The organism is Janthinobacterium sp. LS2A (assembly GCF_036543145.1).
Classification (GTDB): Bacteria; Pseudomonadota; Gammaproteobacteria; order Burkholderiales; family Burkholderiaceae_D; genus Janthinobacterium; species Janthinobacterium aestuarii.
Genome location: NZ_JAZHPB010000002.1, coordinates 761,092 through 782,512 on the forward strand (window position 1 = coordinate 761,092; position 21,421 = coordinate 782,512).

Here is a 21,421-nt window from a genome sequence, read left to right on the forward strand (position 1 = left end):
TCTCCGGTTGGCTGGGGTGTCCAACATGAAACGCGGCAGCGCAGAAAAAGGGGTTAAAGGCGCGTGAAAATATTCACGCGGCTGTTACCTTACTCAAAACCCCGTATACGGTCGCCATTGAAATTCGGCAGCCGCCACTCGAAGTGCAGTGCCAGGAAGCGGAACAGGAAACCGGCGCCGATGGACGCCAGCTGCGCCACCGAGCTGTCGACCTTGAAGTACAGCAGGCCCACGTACAGGCTGCCCGTGAACAGCGCCACGGTGGCATACACTTCGCGCTGCAGCACGAGGGGAATCTGGTTGCACAGGATATCGCGCAGCAGGCCGCCGAAGACACCCGTGATCATCCCCGCCAGCACGACGATGGCCGGATGCATCTTGGCCGACATGGCGATGTCGCAGCCGATCACGCAAAACGCCACCAGGCCCAGTCCATCGACCAGCAGGAAGATGGCGCGCAGATGGTGCAGGTAGCGCGCGACAAAGGCCGTCACAATGGCCGCGCCGATGGTAAACAGCAGGTATTCTGGATGCGCGATCCAGCCCAGCGGATAGTGCCCCAGCAGCACGTCGCGCACGGTGCCGCCGCCGAGCGCCGTGACGGTGCCGATCATGCAGATGCCGAACAAGTCCATGCCGCGCCGCATGCCCATGATGGCGCCGGACATCGCTTCGGCGACGATCGCCACCAGGTAAATCGTATATAGCAGCATGCTCTTACTCTTCCGAAAATGATTTGAGAATTTGTTCGCGTTCGCGCGCTTCGCTCAGGGTGCGCGCTTCGTTCGTGCCTGTGCTCGAGCCGCCATCGCCAGCGCCAGCCTCGCCGTGCGCCATGCGCGTATCCGCACCGCCGCTGCCGCAGCCGACGCTGCTGTGGATAAAGGCAAAGTTATCCTTCAGGCAGTCGCCGGCCAGGTATTCGGCATACACGTAATCGCCGTCGAGCAGGGCCAGGCCTGCTGGTTCGGCCAATACCTGTTCGCGGCGGCCCTGCACGGCCACCTGCATGTAGTCGCGCCAGACGGGCAGCGCCAGGGTGCCCCCCGTGGCGTTGCCCAGGCTTTTCGGCTGGTCGTAGCCGAGCCAGACGACGGAGACGAGGCCGGACGAGTAGCCGGCGAACCAGGCGTCGTAGGCGTTGTTCGACGTGCCCGTCTTGCCGGCCGCGTCGCCACGCCCCAGCGCCAGCGCACCGCGGCCCGTGCCGCTCTTGACGACGTCGCGCAGCATGCTATCCATGACGTAGGCATTGCGCGTGGAGATCACTTGCGTGCCCGGTGCCGGCGTATCCTTGGCGCGTGGCGCCGCATCGCTGAACAGCACTTCTCCGCTGCGGCTGCGCACTTCCTTGATCAGTTTCGGCGGCATCTGCATGCCGCCGTTGGCAAACACTGCATACGATTGCGCCAGCTGCAGCGGTGTGACGGCGCCCGCGCCCAGCGCCAGAGGCAGGGACACGGGATTACGCGCGCCCTCGAAGCCGAAGCGCGTGGCGTAGTGCTGCACGTAGCCGGGGCCGGCCGCCTGCATCAGGCTCACGGCCACCAGGTTTTTCGAGCGCACGAGGCCACGCCGCACGCTGATGAAACCTTCATAGTTGTTGCCGTAATTGCGCGGACGCCAAGGCCGTGCGCCCGTTTCCTGCGGCAGCAGCAAGCGCTGCGTGTCGTCGACGGCCGTGCCGGGGAAATAGCCCTTTTCCAGCGCCGCCGAATACACGAAGGGCTTGAAGCTGGAACCGGGCTGGCGGTAGGCCTGCATGGCGTGGTTGTAGTGGTTGCGGTAGAAATCGAAGCCGCCCGCCATGGCGACGATCTCGCCGCTGTGTGCCTCGACGGAAATGAGCGCGCCTTCCATCTCGGGCAGCTGGCTCACCAGCCAGCCCTTCTTGGCCGCGTCGCGCACCACGCGGATCACGCTGCCCTCGGCGATGGCGCGCTTGCCGTCCCAGGCCAGCTTGCCGCCCAGGCGCGCTTCCGATGCCGTCAGCACGATCTCGTCGCCATTGCGCAGCTGCGCCGTCACCTGGCGCTTGCCGGCGGTATCGACCTTGCGCACGAGGGCGGCGTGCAATTCTCCGCTGTCCGGGTAGGCGGCCAGCTGACGCGCCACGCTGTCTTCGGAAGCGGCCAGGCGCGCTTCCGGGCCGCGGTAGCCGCGCCGTGCCTGCGCATTCAACAGCCCATCGCGCAGCGACTTGTCGGCCGCCCGCTGCGGCGCCATGCGGATGGTGGTCGTCACGTCCAGGCCCATGCTGTAGGCGCCTTCGGGATAGCTTTGCAGGATCAGCTGGCGCGCTTCCTCGACCGCATATGCGGCCGCATGCACGGAGCTGTTGCGGTCCTTGTTCAGGGCCAGCTTTTCCGCCACGGCCGCGTCGTACTCGGCCGGCGTGATGTAACCAAGTTCGCGCATGCGCTGCAGGATGTAGTGCTGGCGCACGGTGGCGCGCTGGGGATTGGCGACGGGGTTGTAGGCCGACGGCGCTTTCGGCAAACCGGCCAGCATGGCCGCTTCGGCGATGCTGACGTCGGCCAGCGGCTTGTCAAAGTAAATGTTCGAGGCGGCGGAAAAACCGTAGGAACGCTCGCCCAGATAAATCTGGTTCATATACAGTTCCAGCAGCTTGTCCTTGCCGTAGTGCTGTTCCAGCTTATAGGCAAGCAGCATCTCCGTCAGCTTGCGCTGCACGGTCTTTTCGCGCGACAGGAAGAAGCCGCGCGCCACCTGCATGGTGATGGTACTGGCGCCTTGCGCATGGTGGCCCGTGACGACGTTGGCCAGGGTGGCGCGCGTCAAGCCATAGAAATCGACGGCGCCGTGTTCGTAGAAACGCGCATCCTCGATGGCCAGCAAGGCCTGGCGCATGCGCAGGGGGATTTCCTTGAGGGGCAGGAATTCGCGGCGCTCTTCGCCGTATTCGGCCAGCAGCTCGCCTTCGCTCGAGAAAATACGCAGCGGCAGTGCGGGCTTGTACTGGGCCAGGTGCTCGACGGCCGGCAAATCCTGCCACGCCTGGCGCAGCCACCAGCCGCCCGCCAGCGCGGCGGCCATGCCCAGGCCCAGGGTCAATCCCAGGCCGAATTTCAGATTGCGCGCCAGCTTGGACTGGGGCTTGTGGGTACTGCTGTCGTTCGCTTGTGCTTCCATGGTGGTATTCCTTGCTGCCAGGAGGCCGTACGCTGGCGCGCGGCACTCCATCAAAGAGGCATTGTGCACTGCAACACACTCATCCTTATGAAAAGTAAGTATTATTTAGTATTGATAAATTTTTCTTATGTAAGGCAGTGGCCATGGATCTCAATCCCAAACACACGGAAGCGTTTCGCGCCGTCGTCGAAACGGGCAGTTTCGAACAGGCGGCGCTGCGGCTACACCTGACCTCCCCCGCCATTTCCCAGCGCGTGCGGGCACTGGAAAGCCAGTTGGGCAATGCGCTGATCGTGCGCAGCCGCCCGGCGCGCGCCACACGCATGGGCCAGCGGCTGATGCAGTATCTGAAACGGGCCAAGCTGCTGGAAGCGGATTTGCAGGCGGAACTGGCGGTGCAGCAGGATGCGCCGCTGACCCTGGTGCTGGCGCTGAACGCGGACTCAATGGGCACCTGGTTCTTCCCCGCCCTGTCCGAGGTGCTGATACGCGAGCGCGTGCTGCTGGACCTGACCGTGGAAGACCAGGACCACACCTACACCTTGCTGGAAACAGGCATGGCGATCGGCTGCATCAGCACGGAAGCCAAGCCCATGCGCGGCTGCACGGCCGAGCCGCTGGGCGTGATGCGCTACTGGCTGGTGGCCACGCCCGCGTTCCGCCAGCAGTGGTTCGCGCACGGCCTGACGCGCAAGGCGGCGCGCACAGCGCCCGTCGTCGCCTACACGCGCAAGGACACCCTGCAATCGTCGTTCCTGCAAGAAGCGCTGGGGCTGCCCGAAGGGGCCTACCCCTGCCATTACGTGCCGGGCGCCACCTCGCACTTCAACGCCATCCGCTACGGCCTCGGCTACGGCATGGTGCCCGAGTTGCTGCTGAAAGCGAATACGGATGGCGAACTGGTGGAAATGCTCACGCCCAAGACGCCGGCCGACGTGGCCCTGTACTGGCACACGTGGAAGGTGCAGTCGCCGCGCATGGAGCAGCTGTCGCGGCAAATCATCGCGGCGGCGCGCAGCATGCTGAAATAATTATCATGACAACTACCGCTGCATGCCCCAGCGTTTCAAGGTGACGCGCTCCAGGCTGCGAAAGCCGATGTTTTCCACCAGCAAGCCGATGACGATGACGGCGGCCAGACCGGCAAACACCTTGTCCGTGTACAGCTCGTTGCGGTTCTGGAAGATGTACCAGCCCAGGCCGCCCTGCCCCGACGTCGTGCCGAACACCAGCTCGGCCGCGATCAAGGTACGCCAGGCAAACGCCCAGCCTATCTTCAAGCCCGAGACGATGGAAGGCAGAGCGCCCGGCACGAGGATGTGCAGCACCAGGCGCAAGCCGTTCAGCCCATAATTGCGGCCCGCCATGCGCAGGGTTTCGGGCACGCCCTGGAAACCCGCGTATGTGTTCAAGGCCAGCGGCCACATCACGGAATGGACGATGACGAAGATCAGGCTGGCGCGCCCCAGGCCGAACCACAGCAAGGCCAGCGGCAGCAGGGCAATCGCCGGCAAGGGATTCAACATGGCCGTCAGGGTTTCCAGCAGGTCGCGGCCGATGCGGCTCGACACGGCCAGCAGGGTCAGCACGAAGGCGGCCAGCACGCCCACCGCATAGCCTTGCAGCAAGACGACGAGGGAGGCGGCTGTGCGCGTGAGCAATTCACCGCTGGCGATGCCGCCGATAAACGCCTGCGCCGTTTGCAAAAAACTGGGCAGCAATAAATCGTTCTGCGTCCAGCGCGCCGCGCCTTCCCACAGCAGGGCCAGGCTGAGCAAAATGAGCGCCTTGCGCCACAGCGCGTGCTGGCTCACACGCTGCCAGCGCGACAGCGGCTGCTCGACCGTGACGCCGGCTGGCGGCGGCGCCGCGTAGACGAATTCCTGGCGGATCGGTGGTTCCAGCAGCGCACTCATACAGCTTCCCGCTGCGCGGTAACTGATTGCGGAACGAGAGCTACTTCCTCATCGAACAGCAAGCCGTGGATGCGGCTGCTGGCAGCCTGGAATTCCACACTGCCCGCGCTGTGCAAGCCGAACTGGTGACTGTTCAATTCGGCACGCACCCGGCCCGGATGGGGCGACAGCAGCAGGATGCGGTTGCCCACGACCAAGGCTTCCTCGATCGAATGCGTGACGAACACGAGGGTAAAACGCAGCTCTTCCCACAGGCGGCTAAGCTCTTCCTGCATCTTGCGCCGCGTCAAGGCATCGAGGGCGGCGAACGGCTCGTCCATCAGCAGCACTTCCGGCTGCATGGCCAGGGCGCGGGCAATGGCCACCCGCTGCTTCATGCCGCCCGACAAGGTATGCGGATGGGCATCTTCAAAGCCGGCCAAGCCCACCTTGGCGATCCAGTGATGGGCGCGCTCGCGGGCCGCCTGCTTATCCAGGCGCTTGCTGGCCAGCAAGGGGAACATGACGTTTTCCAGCACGGTTTTCCAGGGCGGCAACTGATCGAATTCCTGGAACACGACGACACGGTCCGGCCCCGGTTTATGAATGGGCTGGCCCTGCATGGCGATGCTGCCCGCGCGCGGCGCGATAAAGCCGGCCACGGCTTTCAGCAGTGACGACTTGCCGCAGCCCGATGGTCCCAGCAGCACGAAACGGTCGCCGCGAAACACGTCGAAACTGACGTCATGCGTGGCGCGCACGGTGCGCTGCTCGGTGCGGTATTCCAGGCTGACATGTTTGACGCTGAGCAAGGGCTGTAGCGCAACGGGAGGACGGACCAGATGAAAAGCGGGCGCGTTCATGTCAGCCTCCTTGTGTGATGGCAGGGTCGTCAAAGAAATAATCACGCCAGCTGCCGGGCAGGTTGCGGATGGCGCTTACGCGGTGCAGGAATTGCGCCAGGCCATAGGTGTTTTGCGGCGCGATCTTGAATTGCACTTGCGGGTTGGCAAAGATTTTCAGCAGCAGATTGCGGTCCACCTTGCTTTTATTCACCTTGATATAGATGTCGGCCGCGCCTTGCGGGTTGCTGCTCGCATACTGCGCCGCTTCCGCCAGCGCGGCGATGAAGGCGCGGTAGGTTTTCGGATTGTCCTTGCGGTACTTTTCCGTCGCATACAGCAGGGTCGACGAGCTCGGTCCGCCTTGCACGTCGTACGAGTTCAGGATGATGTGCGCGTTCGGGTTTTGCGCCAGTTCCTGCTCCTGAAATGGCGAATTGCCGAAGTGGCCGCTGAGCTCCGTGCCGCCGGCGATGATGGCAGCCGCCGCATCCGGGTGCGGCAGGGTTTGCGTGATCTTGTCGAGGCGGGCAAATTCCTTGTCGCCCCACTGTTTCGCCACGGCCATTTGCAGGATGCGCGCTTGCACGGAAACGGAGACGGCCGGCAAGGCGATGCGGTCCTTGTCCGTCAAGTCCGCCAGGCTTTTTACCTTGGGATTATTGCTGACCAAATAGTAGGGGAAGTTGCCCAGCGAAGCCACGCCGCGCACGTTCTGCCGGCCTTTCGTGCGGTCCCAGATGGTCAACAGCGGACCCAGGCCCGCCCCTGCGATATCGATATTGCCCGACAACAAAGCATCGTTGATGGCCGGGCCGCCGGACAGGGTGATCCACTCAACTTTCACCTCGACGCCCTGCTGCTTGCCATGCTTTTCAATCAGCTTTTGTTCCTGCGCGATATTGAGCAAAAGAAAAGTGATGCCGTGCTGGCCCGCGATGCGGATCTGCCCTTCGGCCCGGGCCATGGGCATGGCCATGCACAGCACGGCGATGGTGGCGAGCAGGCGGCGGGTAAAGGTCAAGATCGGCAACATGGACACTCCTTGGTCAACTACGTTCAAAAAAATCAGTACGGCGCATCGCCTTCGATGGTCGTGCGGTAGAGCTTGCGGCGCTGCTCGGGTGGGCAGCCCGTCGCCAGATGCATCAGGGAACGGTTGTCCCAGAACACCAAGTCGTGCGGTTGCCAGCGATGCACATACAGGTGCTCGGGGCGCACGCCGTGGGCAAACAGTTCCTCGAGCAGGGCGCGGCTTTCATCGTCGGGCAAGCCGACGATGCGCGTGGTGAAATGTTCGCTGACAAACAGGGCGCGGCGTCCCGTTTCCGGATGCACGCGCACGACGGGATGGGTAACGGGTTTGACTTCATCGATCTGCGCCTGCGTCAGCGCGGGCCGCCATGGGTTGCGGCGGCGCAATTCCTCGTACTGGCTCAGGTAGCTGTGCTCGGCACGGGCGCCGCGCACGGCGTGGCGCAGCGCGGCCGGCAAGCTCTCCCACGCCAGGTGCATGTTCGCGAACACCGTATCGCCGCCCTCGTCCGGCAACTCTTGCGCGTGCAGCATGGAGCCGAGGCTGGGCACTTCCTTGTACGACAAGTCCGAGTGCCAGAAATGGCCGGCATCGCCGAGGCCGATGGGCTGGCCGTTTTCGACGATATTCGAGATGATCAGCACTTCCGGCTGCGATGGCAGCTGGAACTGGCGCAGCACGTGGATTTGTAAGGGGCCGAAACGGCGGCTGAAATCGACTTGCTGCTGCGGCGTGATGCGCTGGTCGCGAAACACCAGCACGTGATGGTCGAGATGGGCGTGGTGCAGGCGCTGGAAATCGCCCTGCGACAGCGGCTGCGCCAGGTCCAGACCCAGCACTTGCGCGCCGAGCGGCGCATCGAAAGTCTCGATATGGAAGTGGCTGGTGGATTGCACGGGTTTCAGGACGGCCGACATGGGAGTTCGCCAAAAGTCTGGGGAAGTCCACTGTATGCCGACCAGCCTTGCTTGCAAACGAAGCATTTACTATATGGATATGCGCGGCGCGTTGCGCCACGCTGCAACAGGCACTGTCACGCAATGGCGCAGCGGCAGGAGCGTTGCCCGGGAATGGGGCAAGCACGCAATTTGCTTACCTACCAATTCTCAACCATAGACCAGGAAATCCATGCCCACCTACGCCCTGCTGCTCGCCTTGCTGTTCCCTGCTATCGTCCACGCGCAGGATAGTGAGGGTGAAAGCGATCTCAGCTACAAAGCCTATGTGCACAGCGACAAGCGCATCAAGTGTTTGTACGGCTATGCGGCCGACAAGACGGGCGACCATGCGGCCGCCGTCGCCATCTTTGAAGATTGCATCCGGCGCTGGAACGATGTGTATTCGATGATTTGGCTGGCCCAGTTGTATGAGACGGGCATAGGCGTGACCAAGGACTTGCAACAGGCGACGGCGCTGATGCGGCGCGGCGCACATACGAATGATGACGCCGCCTATGCTCGGCTGGCGCGCTACCACTATGGCGTGGCGCTGGCCGAAGGCCGGGGTACGCCGCAAGACATTCCCCAGGCCAAAACCTGGTTGCGCCAGGCGGCGCAGGAGGGCGTGCGGGAGGCGGCCGATTACCTGAGCCGCCTGGACAATGCGGCGCCGTAGGCACGGCGCCAGCATCGATTACGCGATCGCTTCGTAACGGGCCAGGCGCGTCGCCATGCGCGGCGCCAGTTCGTGGCCGGCCGTGACGGTCACTTCCAGGTCGTTCAGCAAGCCGTCCTTCAAGCCATAGACCCAGCCGTGCACGCTGAGTTCCTGGCCCCGTTCCCACGCATCTTGCACGACAGTGGTCTGGCACACGTTCAAGACTTGTTCGACCACGTTCAGTTCGCACAGGCGGTCGCCGCGCTGGCGGCTCGTCAGCACGTCGCCCAGGTAGCGCTCGTGCTTCTGGCCCACGTCCTGCACGTGGCGCAGCCAGTTGTCGACCAGGCCGATGCGCGTGCCCGTCATGGCAGCATGCACGCCCTTGCAGCCGTAATGGCCGACGATGATGATATGTTTGACTTTCAGCACGTCCACGGCAAATTGCAGGACGGACAGGCAATTGAGGTCGGAATGCACGACCACATTGGCGATATTACGGTGCACAAACACGTCGCCAGGCGCCATGCCCAGCAGTTCATTCGCGGGCACGCGGCTGTCGGAACAGCCGATCCACAGGTATTCGGGCGACGTTTGCGCTTCCAGGTTCTTGAAGAAGTTCGGGTCTTTCGCCACCATCGAGTCGGCCCAGCGGCGGTTACGCTGCAGCAGTTCCGCCAGGGCCGGGCCATTTTTCTGTTCGGTCATATCGCTCCCATTGTGTACGTACGACTGAATTGGCGGCAAATCGCGCCCATAGGCCGGCGATACCGCACATTGCTCAGTCGTGATGAAAAAAACGCCGGGATGTTGAAGCATCCCGGCGCATGGTATTACGTGTGCTTATTCAAAAAAATCCTTGACCTTGTCTTTCCAGGTCTTGCTTTGCGGACTGTGCTTGGCACCGCCCTCGGTCGTCGACTTTTCAAAGTCGCGCAGCAGGTCTTTCTGTTTTTCCGTCAATTTCACGGGCGTTTCGATGGCCACGTGGCAGAACAGGTCGCCCGCGTAACCGGAGCGCACACCCTTGATGCCCTTGCCTTTCAGGCGGAAAGTCTTGCCCGACTGGGTGCCTTCCGGGATCGTGAACGACACTTTGCCGTTCAGGGTAGGCACTTCGATTTCGCCACCCAAAGCTGCCTTGGTGAACGAGATCGGCATTTCGCAATGCAGGTCGTCGCCTTCGCGCTGGAATACGGCGTGCGGCTTGATGTGGATTTCCACATACAGGTCGCCCGACGGACCGCCATTCGTGCCCGGTTCGCCGTTGCCGGACGAACGGATACGCATGCCGTTGTCGATACCGACTGGAATTTTCACTTCCAGCGTCTTGTTGCGCTTGATGCGACCGGCGCCGCCGCACGGCGTGCACGGGTCGGTGATGACCTTGCCGCTGCCATGGCATTTCGGGCAGGTTTGCTGGATGCTGAAGAAACCTTGCTGCATGCGCACCTGGCCGTGGCCACCGCAGGTACCGCAGGTGGTGGGCGACGTGCCCGGCTTGGCGCCGCTGCCGTGGCAGGTATCGCACTTGTCCCAGCTCGGCACGCGGATGGTCGTGTCGAAGCCGTGAGCAGCTTGCTCCAGTGTAATTTCCAGGTTGTAGCGCAAGTCGGCGCCACGGTACACCTGTGGCCCCGCATTGCGGCTGCGTCCACCGCCACCGCCAAAGATGTCGCCGAAGATATCGCCGAAGCTGTCGGCAAAGCCGCCAGCACCGCCGCCGAAGCCGCCACCGCCGCCCATGTTCGGGTCCACGCCAGCGTGACCATAACGGTCATACGCATCGCGCTTTTCCGGATTGGTCAGCATCTCGTAGGCTTCTTTGACTTCCTTAAACTTTTCTTCCGATTCCTTGCTATCCGGATTGCGGTCCGGATGGTATTTCATCGCCAGTTTACGGTAAGACTTTTTGATCTCTTCTTCCGAAGCATTTTTTGCGACACCGAGTGTCTCGTAAAAATCACGCTTTGCCATGTTGTCGGCACCTTGCAGTCTATCTACTGATGTAAAAATTACACGAAAAAGCCGAGTCGAGTGCTGCACTGGGCAACGACTCGGCTCGGCCGGTCTTCGCGGCTAATCCCGCGATGTAGCGTTCAGCCCGGCTGCCCCCAGTTCATGGGAGCGCAAGACAATTACTTGCTGTCTTTGACTTCTTTGAAGTCAGCGTCAACAACGTCGTCTTGCTTGGCGCCTGCGTCCGATGCGCCAGCAGCTTGCTGTGCACCTTCCGCGCCGCCGGCAGCTTGCTGCGCTTGCATGTCGGCATACATTTTTTCGCCCAGTTTCTGCGATGCGCTCGACAGTGCTTCCACCTTGGCGTCGATCTCAGCCTTGTCGCCCGCCTTGATGCTTGCTTCCAGGTCGGTGATCGCCGCTTCGATCTTCTCTTTCTCGCCCGCATCCAGCTTGTCGCCGTATTCGGTCAAGGATTTCCGGGTCGAGTGTACCAGAGCATCGGCCTGGTTGCGCGACTCGGCCAATTCTTTGACCTTTTTGTCTTCTTCCGCGTTCAGCTCGGCATCCTTGACCATCTTCTGGATTTCAGCCTCGGTCAAGCCGGAATTGGCCTTGATCGTGATCTTGTTTTCCTTGCCGGTGGCCTTGTCTTTCGCGCCGACATGCAAGATGCCGTTGGCGTCGATGTCGAAGGTCACTTCGATCTGTGGCGTGCCGCGCGATGCTGGCGGGATGCCTTCCAGATTGAATTCGCCCAGGCCCTTGTTGCCAGCGGCGATTTCGCGCTCACCCTGGAAGACCTTGATGGTCACCGCAGGCTGGTTGTCGTCGGCCGTCGAGAACACTTGGCTGAACTTGGTCGGAATCGTCGTGTTTTTGTGGATCATCTTGGTCATCACGCCGCCCAGGGTTTCGATACCCAGGGACAGAGGAGTAACGTCCAGCAACAGCAAATCCTTGCGTTCGCCCGACAGGACCGAACCTTGAATCGCTGCGCCCACGGCGACGGCTTCGTCCGGGTTCACGTCCTTGCGTGGATCCTTGCCGAAGAATTCCTTCACTTTTTCCTGCACCTTCGGCATACGGGTCATACCGCCGACCAGGATGATGTCATCGATGTCCGACACTTTCACGCCTGCATCCTTGATAGCGATGCGGCATGGCTCCATCGTGGCCGTGATCAGCTCTTCCACCAGCGATTCCAGCTTGGCGCGGGTCATCTTCAGGTTCAAGTGGACCGGCGCACCGTTCGCCATGGCGATGTACGGCTCGTTGATTTCGGTTTGCTGCGACGACGACAATTCGATCTTCGCGCGCTCGGCCGAAGCCTTGATGCGCTGCAGGGCGATCGGGTCTTTTTTCAGGTCGATGCCGTTGATCTTCTTGAACTCGTCGATGATGTAATCGATGACGCGCTGGTCGAAGTCTTCGCCGCCCAGGAAGGTGTCGCCGTTGGTCGACAGCACTTCAAATTGTTTCTCGCCATCAACATCCGCGATTTCGATGATCGACACGTCGAACGTACCGCCACCCAAGTCGTACACGGCGATTTTACGATCGCCTTTTTCGGTCTTGTCCAGGCCGAACGCCAGCGCTGCCGCGGTTGGCTCGTTGATGATGCGCTTGACGTCCAGGCCAGCGATACGGCCGGCATCCTTGGTGGCTTGACGCTGCGAGTCGTTGAAGTACGCAGGTACGGTGATGACGGCTTCGGTGACTTCTTCACCGAGGTAGTCTTCTGCCGTTTTTTTCATCTTGCGCAGGACTTCAGCCGAAATTTGCGGCGGAGCCAGTTTTTTGTCGCGTACGCCGATCCATGCATCGCCGTTGTCGGCTTTCATGATCTGGTACGGCATCAGCGCGATGTCTTTTTGAACTTCTTTTTCGTCGAACTTGCGACCGATCAGACGCTTGACTGCGTACAGCGTGTTTTTCGGATTGGTCACGGCCTGGCGTTTCGCTGGCGCGCCGACGAGAATTTCGCCATCTTCTTGATAAGCAATAATCGACGGCGTCGTGCGTGCGCCTTCAGCGTTTTCGATTACCTTTGGTTGACCGTTTTCCATGATGGAAACGCAGGAATTCGTGGTTCCCAGATCGATACCGATAATTCTACCCATGATTTATTTCCTTTTATTTGCTAGATTTCAGATGGTTCTTATATGTGGCAAAGCGGCATGGTTTCAAGGCTTGCTTGATGCCGCCCTCTGATTATTTTGCTTGCGCGGTCGTTACAATGGCTGGACGCAGCAGGCGGTCCGCAATCATATAGCCCTTTTGCAGGACTGACACGATGGTATTGGCTTCCTGGTCCGCCGGCACCACGGCAACAGCCTGGTGTTTCATCGGATCGAGCTTTTCGCCCTGCACTGGCAATACTTCCACCAGGCGGTTGCGCTCGAACGCGGCGTTCAGTTGCTTCAAGGTCATCTCGACGCCTTCTTTCAGCGATTCGATGGTCGGTACTTCCACCGTCAGCGCCGTTTCCAGGCTGTCTTTGACCGGCACCATGGCTTCGGCAAAGCTCTCGACTGCGAATTTATGCGCTTTAGCAACATCTTCCTGCGCGCGGCGACGGATATTTTCGCCATCAGCCTTGGCGCGCATGAAGGCATCGTGCATCTCTGCAAGACGCGCTTCGGTACTCGCCAGCTGCTCTTCCAAAGTAGGCTCTGCGGGAGTCGATGGGGCAGTCGCCGCGGCGTCCGCTTGCGGATTAGGTACAGCTTGGTTTTCCTGATCTTGCATCTGAAAAGCTCCTACAATCAATGACTTAAATGAGTTAGTCTAACTATCTTTACAACACTAACGGGCAGATGGGGCTATATCCTATTGTTTCAAGGGGTATTCGTGGCAAAACCGGAATTACATCGGTCCATGTTACAGCGTATTACAAAACGCTATCCATTTCGGCCAGCGATCCGTGCGCGTATCCCTTGATTTTCCAGGCTTCCCACGGCAAAGCGGGCATTCTACCAGCCCCGCCGCCGCCATCGCCACTGGCTGTGTTGCTATTTGGAAAGCTGCTTGGCCGCGCCAGACATGACAAAGCCGCGCAAGCGCGGCTTTTTATTGTCAAAAATTTACAATCCTTAATTCGTCGCGCCCAAGGCCAGCGCTGCCGTGCGCGCCTGCTCGCCCGCTTTCTTGTCCGCTTCGCGCTGCGCCGCCGTCTTCATCGTCGGCCAGCCAATCATGTGCTGTTCCGCAATTTCCGCCATGCCCGCAATCCAGGCCGGCGTTTCGTTCAGGCAAGCGATGTAATGAAACTGCTGGCCGCCGGCCGTCTCGAAATCATGCTTCGCTTCCATGGCGATCTCTTCCAAGGTTTCCAGGCAATCGCTGGTAAAACCCGGGCACAGCAGATCGACGCGCTTGACACCTTGCTGGGCCAGCGCCACCAGGGTGGGCGCCGTGTACGGCTGCAGCCATTCGGCCTTGCCAAAGCGCGACTGGAAGGTCACCACATATTGCTCTTTGATTAATTTTAATTTTTCCGCCAGCAGGCGCGCCGTTTTCAGGCATTGGCAGTGGTAGGGGTCGCCCAGCAGCAAGGTGCGCTTGGGTACGCCATGAAAACTCATCACCAGTTTTTCCGGACGGCCATGCGCTTCCCAATGATTCAGTACGGAATCGCGCAAGGCGTCGATATACGTGTCGTGCTCGTGGTATTGCTTAATGAAGCGCAATTCCGGCACATTGCGCACGGTGGCGTAATGGGCAAACACGGCGTCGTAGATGGAACCCGTCGTCGTGCCAGAATATTGCGGATAGGCCGGCAGGATGGCGATGCGCTCGCAGCCTTCGCTTTTCAGCTTGGCCAGCACTTCCGGCAAGGAAGGCGAACCGTAGCGCATGGCCATCGCCACCGTCACGCCGTCATGGCCGCGCTCGGCCAGGGCGCCGGCCAGCAACTTGGCCTGCTTTTGCGTATGCACTTTCAGGGGCGAGCCCTCGCGCGTCCAGATCGATGCATATTTCTTGGCCGACTGGCCGGAGCGGAACGGCAAGATGATCAGGTTCAGGATGAACCACCAGACGATGCGGGGAATCTCTACCACGCGCGGATCGGACAAGAATTGCTTCAGGTAACGCCGCACGGCCGACGACGTCGGTGCATCGGGCGTGCCCAGGTTGACGAGCACCACGGCGCTGCGGTCGATGCTGCCATGCGTGTACGGCGGTTCTGTTTGAAATGACATGAAGGCTCTTCGAAGGCGTTGGATGGATTAGCCAGTTATTATAGTTGCATTGAGTTAATAGCGAAGTGCTGGGGTCAGACCCTCAATGCCGCTAACGTCAAGCTCAGCGCGGATACAGCCAAGGGCTGGGGTCAGACCCGGCGGGTCTGACCCCAGTCTGCACCCAGCCATGAATCAAATCGCGAGCAGTTCACGCGCATGCTTGCGCGTGGTGGCCGTGATTTCCAGGCCGCCCAGCATGCGCGCCACTTCTTCCACCCTGGCCTTGGCGTCGAGCATGTCGATGCGCGAGGCCGTCTTGCCATTGTCCAGCGTACTTTTTGCCACCTGGAAATGCTGATTCGCCTGGCTGGCCACTTGCGGCAAGTGGGTCACGCACAGCACTTGCCGCCCCTGCCCCAGGCGTTTCAATAGACGCCCGACGACTTCGGCGACGGCGCCGCCGATGCCGCTGTCGACCTCATCGAAGATCAGGGTCGGCGTGGTCGTGGCGTGCGAGGTAATGACGGAAATGGCCAGCGCGATGCGCGCCAGTTCGCCGCCGGACGCCACCTTGGCCAGGGAACGCGGCGCCGTGCCCGCATGGCCGGCGACGAGGAACTCGACTTGCTCGAGTCCGTGGGCGGCCGGTTCGCACGGGTGCAGAGCGATTTCAAAACTGCCGCCCGTCATGCTCAGTTCCTGCATGGCGCGCGTGACGGCTTGCCCCAGTTCCAGGGCGGCCGCGTGGCGCGTGGCGGACAGGCGCTCGGCCACGGCGCGGTACTCGGCCTCGATCTTCGCTTCCTGGCGCAGCAAGCCTTCGATGTCGGAAGCGTCGGCCAGGTGCTGCAGCTTTTCCGACAGCTTCGCGTGTTCCTCCGGTAATTCTTCCGGCGTGACGCGGAATTTGCGCGCCGTACTGTGCATGGCTTCCATGCGCGCATCGAGCTGGTGCAGGCGCTCCGGGTCCAGTTCCACCCGGTCCAGGTAATTGTTCAGCGCGTAAACGGATTCCTGCAACTGGATGCGCGACGATTCGATCAGGTCGACAATCGGCTGCAATTCCGCATCGACGGAGACCAGCTTGCCCAGCTTCTGGTTCAGGGCCGACAGTTGCGACACGATCGGGTGGTCTTCCGACTCGGAAATGAGGGACAAGGCTTCCTGCGCCCCTTCCAGCAGGCTGGCCGCGTGCGACAGACGGCTGTGCTCGTTCGTGATCTCTGTCCACTCGCCGGGCTTGGCGGCCAGTTTTTCCAGCTCTCCCACTTGCCATTCCAGGCGTTCACGCTCGTACAGCACATTGGCCGCGTTGGTTTCGAATTCCTCGCGCTGGCGCACGAGGGCGCGCCAGCGCTTGTGCAGGGCGGCCACTTGCCGCGCATCCTGTTCCGCGCCCGCTTCGCGCGCCGTCGCCTGGCCGTCGAGCAAGGCGCGCTGCGCTTCGCTTTTCAGCAAGGACTGGTGTGCGTGCTGGCCGTGGATGTCGACCAGCATGTCGCCCAGTTCGCGCAGCTGCGCGGCCGTGGCGGGGATGCCGTTGATATACGCTTTCGAGCGGCCCGCGTTATCGATCACGCGGCGCAGCAGGGCGCCGCCATCGTCGTTGGCGAATTCATGCGCCACCAGCCAGGCTTGCGCCACCTCGCTGACGGAGAAATCGGCCGTGATGTCGGCCTTGGCCGCGCCTTCGCGCACCACGCTGGCGTCGCCGCGCCCGCCCAGCGCCAGGGTCAGCGCATCGATGAGGATGGACTTGCCGGCGCCCGTCTCGCCCGTCAGCACGCTGAAGCCGGCGGAAAATTCCAGTTCAATGGTATCGACAATGACAAAATCGCGAATGGACAGTGTATGGAGCATGGCTTCTGTGGTTGGGCGGCGCACCGCGGGTTGAGGTGGAGAAAAATTTAGCTGAGCTTGCCCTCGCCCGACGGGTACTCATTCCAGTGCAATTTTTCACGCAGGGTGTTGTAGTAGCTCCACCCTTCCGGATGCAGGAAGGTAATCGTGTGCGGCGAACGGCGGATGAGGATGCGGTCTTGCTGCACCAGGCTGGCAAAGGTCTGCATGTCGAAATTGACGCTGATATCGCGCCCGCGCACGATTTCCACGACGATCTGGCTGGAATCGGGCAAGACGATGGGGCGGTTCGACAGCGCATGCGGGGCGATCGGCACGAGCACGATGCCGCCCAGGGTCGGATGTAGCAATGGGCCGCCGGCCGACAGCGAGTACGCGGTCGAGCCTGTCGGCGTGGAAATGATCAAGCCATCGGAACGCTGGTTGTACATGAAGTGGCCATCGACCTCGACGCGCAATTCGGCCATGCCGGCGCCGGCGCCGCGCGAGACGACGACATCGTTGACGGCCATGCCCACGTGGATCGACTCGCCGTCGCGCAGCACGCTGCCTTCGAGCAAGGTGCGGCGTTCGGCCTTGAATCGGCCGCCGAGAATTTGCGCCAGCACGGGCAGCATGCGCTCGAGCGGGATGTCGGTCATGAAACCCAATCGCCCCTGATTGATACCGATCAACGGTACGTCAAATGGCGCCAGCTGGCGCGCAATGCCCAGCATGGTGCCGTCGCCGCCCATGACGATGGCGCAATCGGCGGCGGCGCCGATCTCGGCCGGCGACATGGCGCGCACGCCGGGAAACGCCAGGTTCAGGTGCGCGGCCGTCTCCGCCTCGAAGACCACCGTGTGGCCCAGCACTTGCAGGAAATCGACGATGCTTTTCACGGGTTCGGCAATGCCATCCGTATTCTGGCGCACGACCAGGGCGATGGTCTTGGCGCCCAGGTTGAAGCGCTCGCCCGGGGCTGGCAAGGTCGCTGCTGGCTGTTCGGCGCGCTGTTCGGCGTGTGTATCGACGGGCATAAGAGTCTCGGTAGTGAATTCGGTGGCAAACCGCCCCAGGCTGTCGCGTCGCACGCCGGCATCGCATGATACTGTATATATGCACAGTATAGTGCGGCTGCCGTGTGCCCGCAAGGGGCGTTCTTGGTGTTGCACGCAGTGTAGCGCAGAAAAAGAATCGTCCATGCGTGCGCCAGCGCTCCCTGCATGGACAAATCCGCTTGCAGATGGCCTGCCGCGGCAGGACACTGATTTCACGTTACTTTTACTGTCAGGAGGCCATATGGTTACCCAGCATAGCGAACGCAAGATCAATACCGATGAAAAGGTCAAGAATGACGGCGTCGACCGTCTGCCGCACGAGCGCGATGAGTCGCCCGATGCGCAAAACGTGCATCCGCGCAAGATCATGCAACAGGCGGCCAGCGACCTGGAACAGGGCCTGGTCGACACGGACCGCCGCGCCCAGCCCGGCGTGGAAAAGGTCAAGCCCACCGAACCGAAACAGGCCCGTCCCGACCCGCAGCTGGAACCAAAGAAGGCACGCTGACTCCAACTGTCACGCACTGCTAGCGTTATGGAGTACGTCATGCACCGTTACGTCTGTTCCTTGCTGCTGGCCGCCGTCTGCGGCCCCACTACCGCCCATGCCCAGGCGCCCGCCATGCCCGTCGGCTTCGGCCCGCAACCCGTGCTGCCCGCGCCGGACAAGCAACTGATTCCCACCGTCAATGTGGCGCCCGTGCAGCGCTGGACGGCGGCACAGCGCCCCGTGGCCGCGCCCGGCCTGGCCATCCATGCCTATGCGCGCGACCTCGACCATCCGCGCTGGCTGTACGTGCTGCCGAATGGCGACGTGCTGGTGGCGGAAACGAATGCGCCGCCGAAGCCCGACGATAACAAGGGCATCAAGGGCGCCATCATGCAGATGCAGATGAAAAAGGCGGGCGCCGCCACGCCCAGCGCCAACCGCATCACCTTGCTGCGCGGCATCGACGCGAATGGCGTGGCGCAAACGCGCAGCGTGTTCCTGCAAGGATTGAATTCGCCATTTGGCATGGCGCTGGTCGGCAACGAGCTGTACATCGCCAATGCCGATGCGCTCATGCGTTTTCCCTACAAGGAAGGCCAGACGAGCATCACCGCGCCCGGCGTCAAGGTGGTGGATTTGCCGGGCGGACCCATCAATCACCACTGGACCAAGAACGTCATCGCCAGTGCCGACGGCAAATTTCTCTATGTTGCCGTCGGCTCCAACAGCAATGTGGGCGAGAACGGGCTATCGGCCGAAGACGGCCGCGCCGCCATCTGGCAAGTCACGCGCGCGACGGGCAAGGCACGCGTGTATGCGACGGGTTTGCGCAACCCCGTCGGCATGGCCTGGCAGCCGCACAGCGGGGCACTGTGGACGGCCGTCAATGAACGCGACGAGCTGGGCAACGACCTGGTGCCCGACTACATGACGTCCGTCAAGGACGGCGCCTTCTATGGCTGGCCCTACAGTTATTTCGGCCAGCACGTCGATGCGCGGGTCAAGCCGCCACGTCCCGAACTGGTGGCCACCGCCATCGCGCCCGACTACGCGCTGGGTGCGCACACGGCCTCGCTGGGGCTGGCGTTTTATGACGGCACCTTGCTGCCCGAACGCTACCGGGGCGGCGCCTTCATCGGCCAGCACGGCTCGTGGAACCGCAAGCCTTTCAGCGGCTATAAAGTCATCTTCGTGCCCTTCGCGAATGGCGTGCCCAGCGGGCCACCGCAGGACATCATCGCCGGTTTCCTGGACAGCAATGGCAAGGCGCAGGGGCGCCCCGTCGGCGTGGCCGTCGACAAGGCGGGGGCGGTGCTGGTGGCGGACGACGTGGGCAATGTCATCTGGCGCGTGACGCCGGCGCCGTGAGCGGCGATGCCCGGCGAGCGCATGCGCCCCCTGTGTGGCGCAACGAACGGAAGGGCAAGGGTGGCACGCGCATGATGGGCGCTCGAACCACGCAAGGAGTACATCATGAAAAAAACAGGATCAGCCGTCTGGAGTGGCGGCCTTAAAGATGGCAAAGGGTTTATTTCCACCCAAAGCGGCGCGCTCGACAATGTAGCCTATGGCTTCAACACACGCTTCGAAGACGGTCCCGGCAGCAATCCGGAAGAACTGATCGGCGCGGCCCATGCGGCCTGCTTCACCATGGCCCTGTCCGGCCAGCTGGGCGAGGCGGGCCTGCGCGCCACCGCCCTGAAAACCACGGCCGATGTCAGCCTGGAAAAAATCGATGGCAGCTATGCCATCACGGCCGTGCACCTGACCCTGGTGGCGACCATTCCCGGCGCCACCGACGAAGCGTTCCAGGACGCGGCCCTGCGCGCCAAGCTCGGTTGCCCCGTATCGAAGTTGCTGGCCACGGAAATCACCTTGGACGCCCATCTGGAGTAAGCACGCCACCGTCCGCCGCCCCGGTAGCAGCGGGCGGCAGGGGCGGTCTCGGCAAGAAAGCCGTAAAACGCATAAAATCCTGCCATTCCCCTATCACCATCAAGGATTTACGATGCGTATTTTGCACACCATGTTACGGGTCGGCGACCTGCAGCGCTCCATCGATTTTTACACCAAGGTCCTGGGCATGACGCTGCTGCGCACCAGCGACAATCCGGAATACCAGTACACCCTGGCCTTCGTCGGCTATGGCTCGAATCCCGATCATGCGGAACTGGAACTGACGTATAACTATGGCACCACCAGCTACGAGCTGGGTACGGCGTATGGCCACATCGCCATTTCGGCCGACGACATCGTCGCCGCTTGCGGCGCGGCACGCGCGAATGGCGGCAACGTCACGCGCGAACCGGGTCCCGTCAAAGGCGGTAATACCGTCATCGCCTTCATCACCGATCCGGACGGCTACAAGATCGAATTGATCGAACGCAAGTTCGACGGCCAGGGCGGCGGGCTGTAAGTCCTCAGCCTGGCTCGGCGGCCTGTGCAATGGCCGCGCGTAGCCAGGCGATGCCCGCATCGCCGTCCGTGCGGCGGTGCCGTATCGTTTCAAACGCAAACGGCGCGATGGCAAATGGCGCGGCATACAGCGCCAGCCCCTGCGCCGCACTGTCCTGCAAGGCGCGCTGCGCCACCGTCAGGATCAAGTCCGTCCCCCTCACGACCTCCGGTGCGACCGTCCAGTACGGCACACGCACGGCGATGCGGCGTGTCTGTCCCAGCTGGGCCAGGGCAGCATCGACTTCGGCCGCCATGCCGCCTTCGCTGGATGCCACCAGCACATGCGGGCGCGCCAGATAGGTTTCCAGGCTCAGCATTTCACCGGACGCCAGGCTGGCAGGATCGAGCGCGCACACGAATGTTTCCTCGAACAGGGTTTCACGATGTAACTGCTCGGGCAGTTGCGGGAACACGCCCAGCGCCAGGTCGATCTCGCCATCCTGCACGCCAGCGATCACGGCCGATCGGCTGGCATAGCTGATGGCCAAGTCGATGCCGGGCGCTTCCACGCGCAAGCGGCGCAGCAAACGCGGCAAGATCAGCGCCGCGCCGTAATCCGACATGGCCAGGCGAAACACGCGCTGCGCCGTGGCCGCCTCGAAGACGGCGCCACCGAGCACGGAGCGCACGCTTTGCAAGGCTTCGGCCAGCGGCCGCGCCAGCTCCAAAGCACGCGCCGTCGGCTGGAAGCCACCCTTGCCGCGCAGCAGCAGCGGATCGCCGAGCAGATGGCGCAAGCGGGCCAGCGCATGGCTGACGGCAGGCTGGCTCATGTGCAAGCGCTCGGCCGCGCGCGACAAGTGGCGCTCGCTGAGCAGCGCTTCCAGGATCACCAGCAAGTTCAAATCGACGGCCCGCAGATTATTCATTTGGTGCATAGTTGGCTGACAAACTACGAATTGGATT

20 protein-coding genes are annotated in these 21,421 nt (G+C 62.1%); 6 read left to right on the plus strand and 14 right to left on the minus strand.

The window, feature by feature from the left end; all coding sequences use genetic code 11:
* Positions 1-89 precede the first annotated feature (89 nt).
* A complete protein-coding gene (locus V3C40_RS09255; protein WP_034746006.1) occupies positions 90-713 on the minus strand; it encodes a trimeric intracellular cation channel family protein in 624 nt (207 codons plus the stop codon).
* A gap of 4 nt (positions 714-717) precedes the next feature.
* Complete coding sequence (locus V3C40_RS09260; RefSeq protein WP_331777237.1) at positions 718-3,153, minus strand: penicillin-binding protein 1A; 2,436 nt, start codon at positions 3,151-3,153, stop codon at positions 718-720.
* A gap of 137 nt (positions 3,154-3,290) precedes the next feature.
* Between V3C40_RS09260 and V3C40_RS09265 the strand changes: the two genes are divergently transcribed.
* Positions 3,291-4,184 carry an HTH-type transcriptional regulator ArgP gene (locus V3C40_RS09265; RefSeq protein ID WP_199534205.1) on the plus strand — a complete coding sequence of 298 codons (894 nt, stop codon included), beginning with the start codon at positions 3,291-3,293 and terminating at the stop codon, positions 4,182-4,184.
* Positions 4,185-4,196: 12 nt separating this feature from the next.
* On the opposite strand, the gene V3C40_RS09270 is transcribed toward V3C40_RS09265, so the two are convergent.
* The 4 genes from V3C40_RS09270 to V3C40_RS09285 are packed head-to-tail and all read right to left on the minus strand — an operon-like array spanning position 4,197 to position 7,843.
* The gene (locus tag V3C40_RS09270) at positions 4,197-5,069 is read right to left on the minus strand and encodes an ABC transporter permease (protein ID WP_331777238.1); all 873 of its coding nucleotides are present in this window, start codon (positions 5,067-5,069) and stop codon (positions 4,197-4,199) included.
* Positions 5,066-5,911, minus strand: a complete 846-nt coding sequence (locus V3C40_RS09275) for an ABC transporter ATP-binding protein (RefSeq protein ID WP_331777239.1) — start codon at positions 5,909-5,911, stop codon at positions 5,066-5,068. Before V3C40_RS09275 ends, V3C40_RS09270 begins: the two co-directional genes overlap by 4 nt.
* A 1-nt stretch (position 5,912) precedes the next feature.
* Positions 5,913-6,926 carry an ABC transporter substrate-binding protein gene (locus tag V3C40_RS09280; RefSeq protein WP_034745994.1) on the minus strand — a complete coding sequence of 338 codons (1,014 nt, stop codon included), beginning with the start codon at positions 6,924-6,926 and terminating at the stop codon, positions 5,913-5,915.
* Between the two features lie 32 nt (positions 6,927-6,958).
* Positions 6,959-7,843 carry a TauD/TfdA dioxygenase family protein gene (locus V3C40_RS09285; protein ID WP_331777240.1) on the minus strand — a complete coding sequence of 295 codons (885 nt, stop codon included), beginning with the start codon at positions 7,841-7,843 and terminating at the stop codon, positions 6,959-6,961.
* 211 nt (positions 7,844-8,054) lie between these two features.
* On the opposite strand from V3C40_RS09285, the gene V3C40_RS09290 reads away from it, so the two are divergent.
* Positions 8,055-8,540 (plus strand): tetratricopeptide repeat protein, encoded by a 486-nt coding sequence (locus V3C40_RS09290; protein WP_331777241.1) that lies wholly within the window; start codon positions 8,055-8,057, stop codon positions 8,538-8,540.
* Between the two features lie 18 nt (positions 8,541-8,558).
* Here the strand turns inward: V3C40_RS09290 and can are convergent, their stop codons facing one another.
* The 7 genes from can to V3C40_RS09325 all read right to left on the minus strand — a co-directional run bounded on the left by can (position 8,559) and on the right by V3C40_RS09325 (position 17,547).
* On the minus strand, positions 8,559-9,230 hold the full coding sequence (can, locus tag V3C40_RS09295; protein WP_034788731.1) for a carbonate dehydratase: 672 nt from the start codon (positions 9,228-9,230) through the stop codon (positions 8,559-8,561).
* Positions 9,231-9,365: 135 nt separating this feature from the next.
* Positions 9,366-10,499, minus strand: a complete 1,134-nt coding sequence (gene dnaJ / locus V3C40_RS09300) for a molecular chaperone DnaJ (protein ID WP_034745985.1) — start codon at positions 10,497-10,499, stop codon at positions 9,366-9,368.
* 161 nt (positions 10,500-10,660) lie between these two features.
* Positions 10,661-12,604, minus strand: coding sequence for a molecular chaperone DnaK (gene dnaK / locus V3C40_RS09305; RefSeq protein WP_034745982.1), 1,944 nt, complete (start codon positions 12,602-12,604; stop codon positions 10,661-10,663).
* Between the two features lie 91 nt (positions 12,605-12,695).
* Positions 12,696-13,232, minus strand: coding sequence for a nucleotide exchange factor GrpE (grpE, locus tag V3C40_RS09310; RefSeq protein ID WP_331777242.1), 537 nt, complete (start codon positions 13,230-13,232; stop codon positions 12,696-12,698).
* 344 nt (positions 13,233-13,576) lie between these two features.
* Complete coding sequence (gene hemH / locus V3C40_RS09315; RefSeq protein WP_331777243.1) at positions 13,577-14,686, minus strand: ferrochelatase; 1,110 nt, start codon at positions 14,684-14,686, stop codon at positions 13,577-13,579.
* 174 nt (positions 14,687-14,860) lie between these two features.
* Positions 14,861-16,528: a DNA repair protein RecN gene (gene recN, locus V3C40_RS09320; protein WP_331777244.1), complete on the minus strand. Its 1,668-nt coding sequence runs from the start codon at positions 16,526-16,528 to the stop codon at positions 14,861-14,863.
* A gap of 47 nt (positions 16,529-16,575) precedes the next feature.
* Entirely contained in the window at positions 16,576-17,547 is a 972-nt protein-coding gene (locus tag V3C40_RS09325) for an NAD kinase (protein ID WP_225242741.1), read from the minus strand.
* A gap of 262 nt (positions 17,548-17,809) precedes the next feature.
* Here V3C40_RS09325 and V3C40_RS09330 point away from each other — a divergent pair, with 262 nt between their 5' ends.
* The 4 genes from V3C40_RS09330 (at position 17,810) to gloA (ending at position 20,474) form a co-directional block, all read left to right on the plus strand.
* Positions 17,810-18,076, plus strand: a complete 267-nt coding sequence (locus V3C40_RS09330; protein WP_070300998.1) for a hypothetical protein — start codon at positions 17,810-17,812, stop codon at positions 18,074-18,076.
* 39 nt (positions 18,077-18,115) lie between these two features.
* Positions 18,116-19,426: a PQQ-dependent sugar dehydrogenase gene (locus V3C40_RS09335; RefSeq protein ID WP_331777245.1), complete on the plus strand. Its 1,311-nt coding sequence runs from the start codon at positions 18,116-18,118 to the stop codon at positions 19,424-19,426.
* Between the two features lie 105 nt (positions 19,427-19,531).
* Positions 19,532-19,954, plus strand: a complete 423-nt coding sequence (locus V3C40_RS09340; protein WP_035828320.1) for an OsmC family protein — start codon at positions 19,532-19,534, stop codon at positions 19,952-19,954.
* A gap of 112 nt (positions 19,955-20,066) precedes the next feature.
* Entirely contained in the window at positions 20,067-20,474 is a 408-nt protein-coding gene (gene gloA / locus V3C40_RS09345) for a lactoylglutathione lyase (protein ID WP_331777246.1), read from the plus strand.
* Between the two features lie 4 nt (positions 20,475-20,478).
* Here the strand turns inward: gloA and V3C40_RS09350 are convergent, their stop codons facing one another.
* The gene (locus tag V3C40_RS09350; RefSeq protein ID WP_331777247.1) at positions 20,479-21,384 is read right to left on the minus strand and encodes a LysR substrate-binding domain-containing protein; all 906 of its coding nucleotides are present in this window, start codon (positions 21,382-21,384) and stop codon (positions 20,479-20,481) included.
* Between the last annotated feature and the right edge of the window lie 37 nt (positions 21,385-21,421).

What these genes read in the sequence shown, in the direction of transcription:
- V3C40_RS09335 (WP_331777245.1), top strand. Translation starts at nt 18,116, where the DNA reads ATGCACCGTTACGTCTGTTCCTTGCTGCTGGCCGCCGTCTGCGGCCCC.
- V3C40_RS09260 (WP_331777237.1), bottom strand. Translation starts at nt 3,153, where the DNA reads ATGGAAGCACAAGCGAACGACAGCAGTACCCACAAGCCCCAGTCCAAG.
- can (WP_034788731.1), bottom strand. Translation starts at nt 9,230, where the DNA reads ATGACCGAACAGAAAAATGGCCCGGCCCTGGCGGAACTGCTGCAGCGT.
- V3C40_RS09255 (WP_034746006.1), bottom strand. Translation starts at nt 713, where the DNA reads ATGCTGCTATATACGATTTACCTGGTGGCGATCGTCGCCGAAGCGATG.
- V3C40_RS09285 (WP_331777240.1), bottom strand. Translation starts at nt 7,843, where the DNA reads ATGTCGGCCGTCCTGAAACCCGTGCAATCCACCAGCCACTTCCATATC.
- V3C40_RS09280 (WP_034745994.1), bottom strand. Translation starts at nt 6,926, where the DNA reads ATGTTGCCGATCTTGACCTTTACCCGCCGCCTGCTCGCCACCATCGCC.
- V3C40_RS09290 (WP_331777241.1), top strand. Translation starts at nt 8,055, where the DNA reads ATGCCCACCTACGCCCTGCTGCTCGCCTTGCTGTTCCCTGCTATCGTC.
- V3C40_RS09340 (WP_035828320.1), top strand. Translation starts at nt 19,532, where the DNA reads ATGAAAAAAACAGGATCAGCCGTCTGGAGTGGCGGCCTTAAAGATGGC.
- recN (WP_331777244.1), bottom strand. Translation starts at nt 16,528, where the DNA reads ATGCTCCATACACTGTCCATTCGCGATTTTGTCATTGTCGATACCATT.
- grpE (WP_331777242.1), bottom strand. Translation starts at nt 13,232, where the DNA reads ATGCAAGATCAGGAAAACCAAGCTGTACCTAATCCGCAAGCGGACGCC.
- V3C40_RS09330 (WP_070300998.1), top strand. Translation starts at nt 17,810, where the DNA reads ATGGTTACCCAGCATAGCGAACGCAAGATCAATACCGATGAAAAGGTC.
- V3C40_RS09325 (WP_225242741.1), bottom strand. Translation starts at nt 17,547, where the DNA reads ATGCCCGTCGATACACACGCCGAACAGCGCGCCGAACAGCCAGCAGCG.
- V3C40_RS09270 (WP_331777238.1), bottom strand. Translation starts at nt 5,069, where the DNA reads ATGAGTGCGCTGCTGGAACCACCGATCCGCCAGGAATTCGTCTACGCG.
- dnaK (WP_034745982.1), bottom strand. Translation starts at nt 12,604, where the DNA reads ATGGGTAGAATTATCGGTATCGATCTGGGAACCACGAATTCCTGCGTT.
- dnaJ (WP_034745985.1), bottom strand. Translation starts at nt 10,499, where the DNA reads ATGGCAAAGCGTGATTTTTACGAGACACTCGGTGTCGCAAAAAATGCT.
- gloA (WP_331777246.1), top strand. Translation starts at nt 20,067, where the DNA reads ATGCGTATTTTGCACACCATGTTACGGGTCGGCGACCTGCAGCGCTCC.
- hemH (WP_331777243.1), bottom strand. Translation starts at nt 14,686, where the DNA reads ATGTCATTTCAAACAGAACCGCCGTACACGCATGGCAGCATCGACCGC.
- V3C40_RS09275 (WP_331777239.1), bottom strand. Translation starts at nt 5,911, where the DNA reads ATGAACGCGCCCGCTTTTCATCTGGTCCGTCCTCCCGTTGCGCTACAG.
- V3C40_RS09350 (WP_331777247.1), bottom strand. Translation starts at nt 21,384, where the DNA reads ATGAATAATCTGCGGGCCGTCGATTTGAACTTGCTGGTGATCCTGGAA.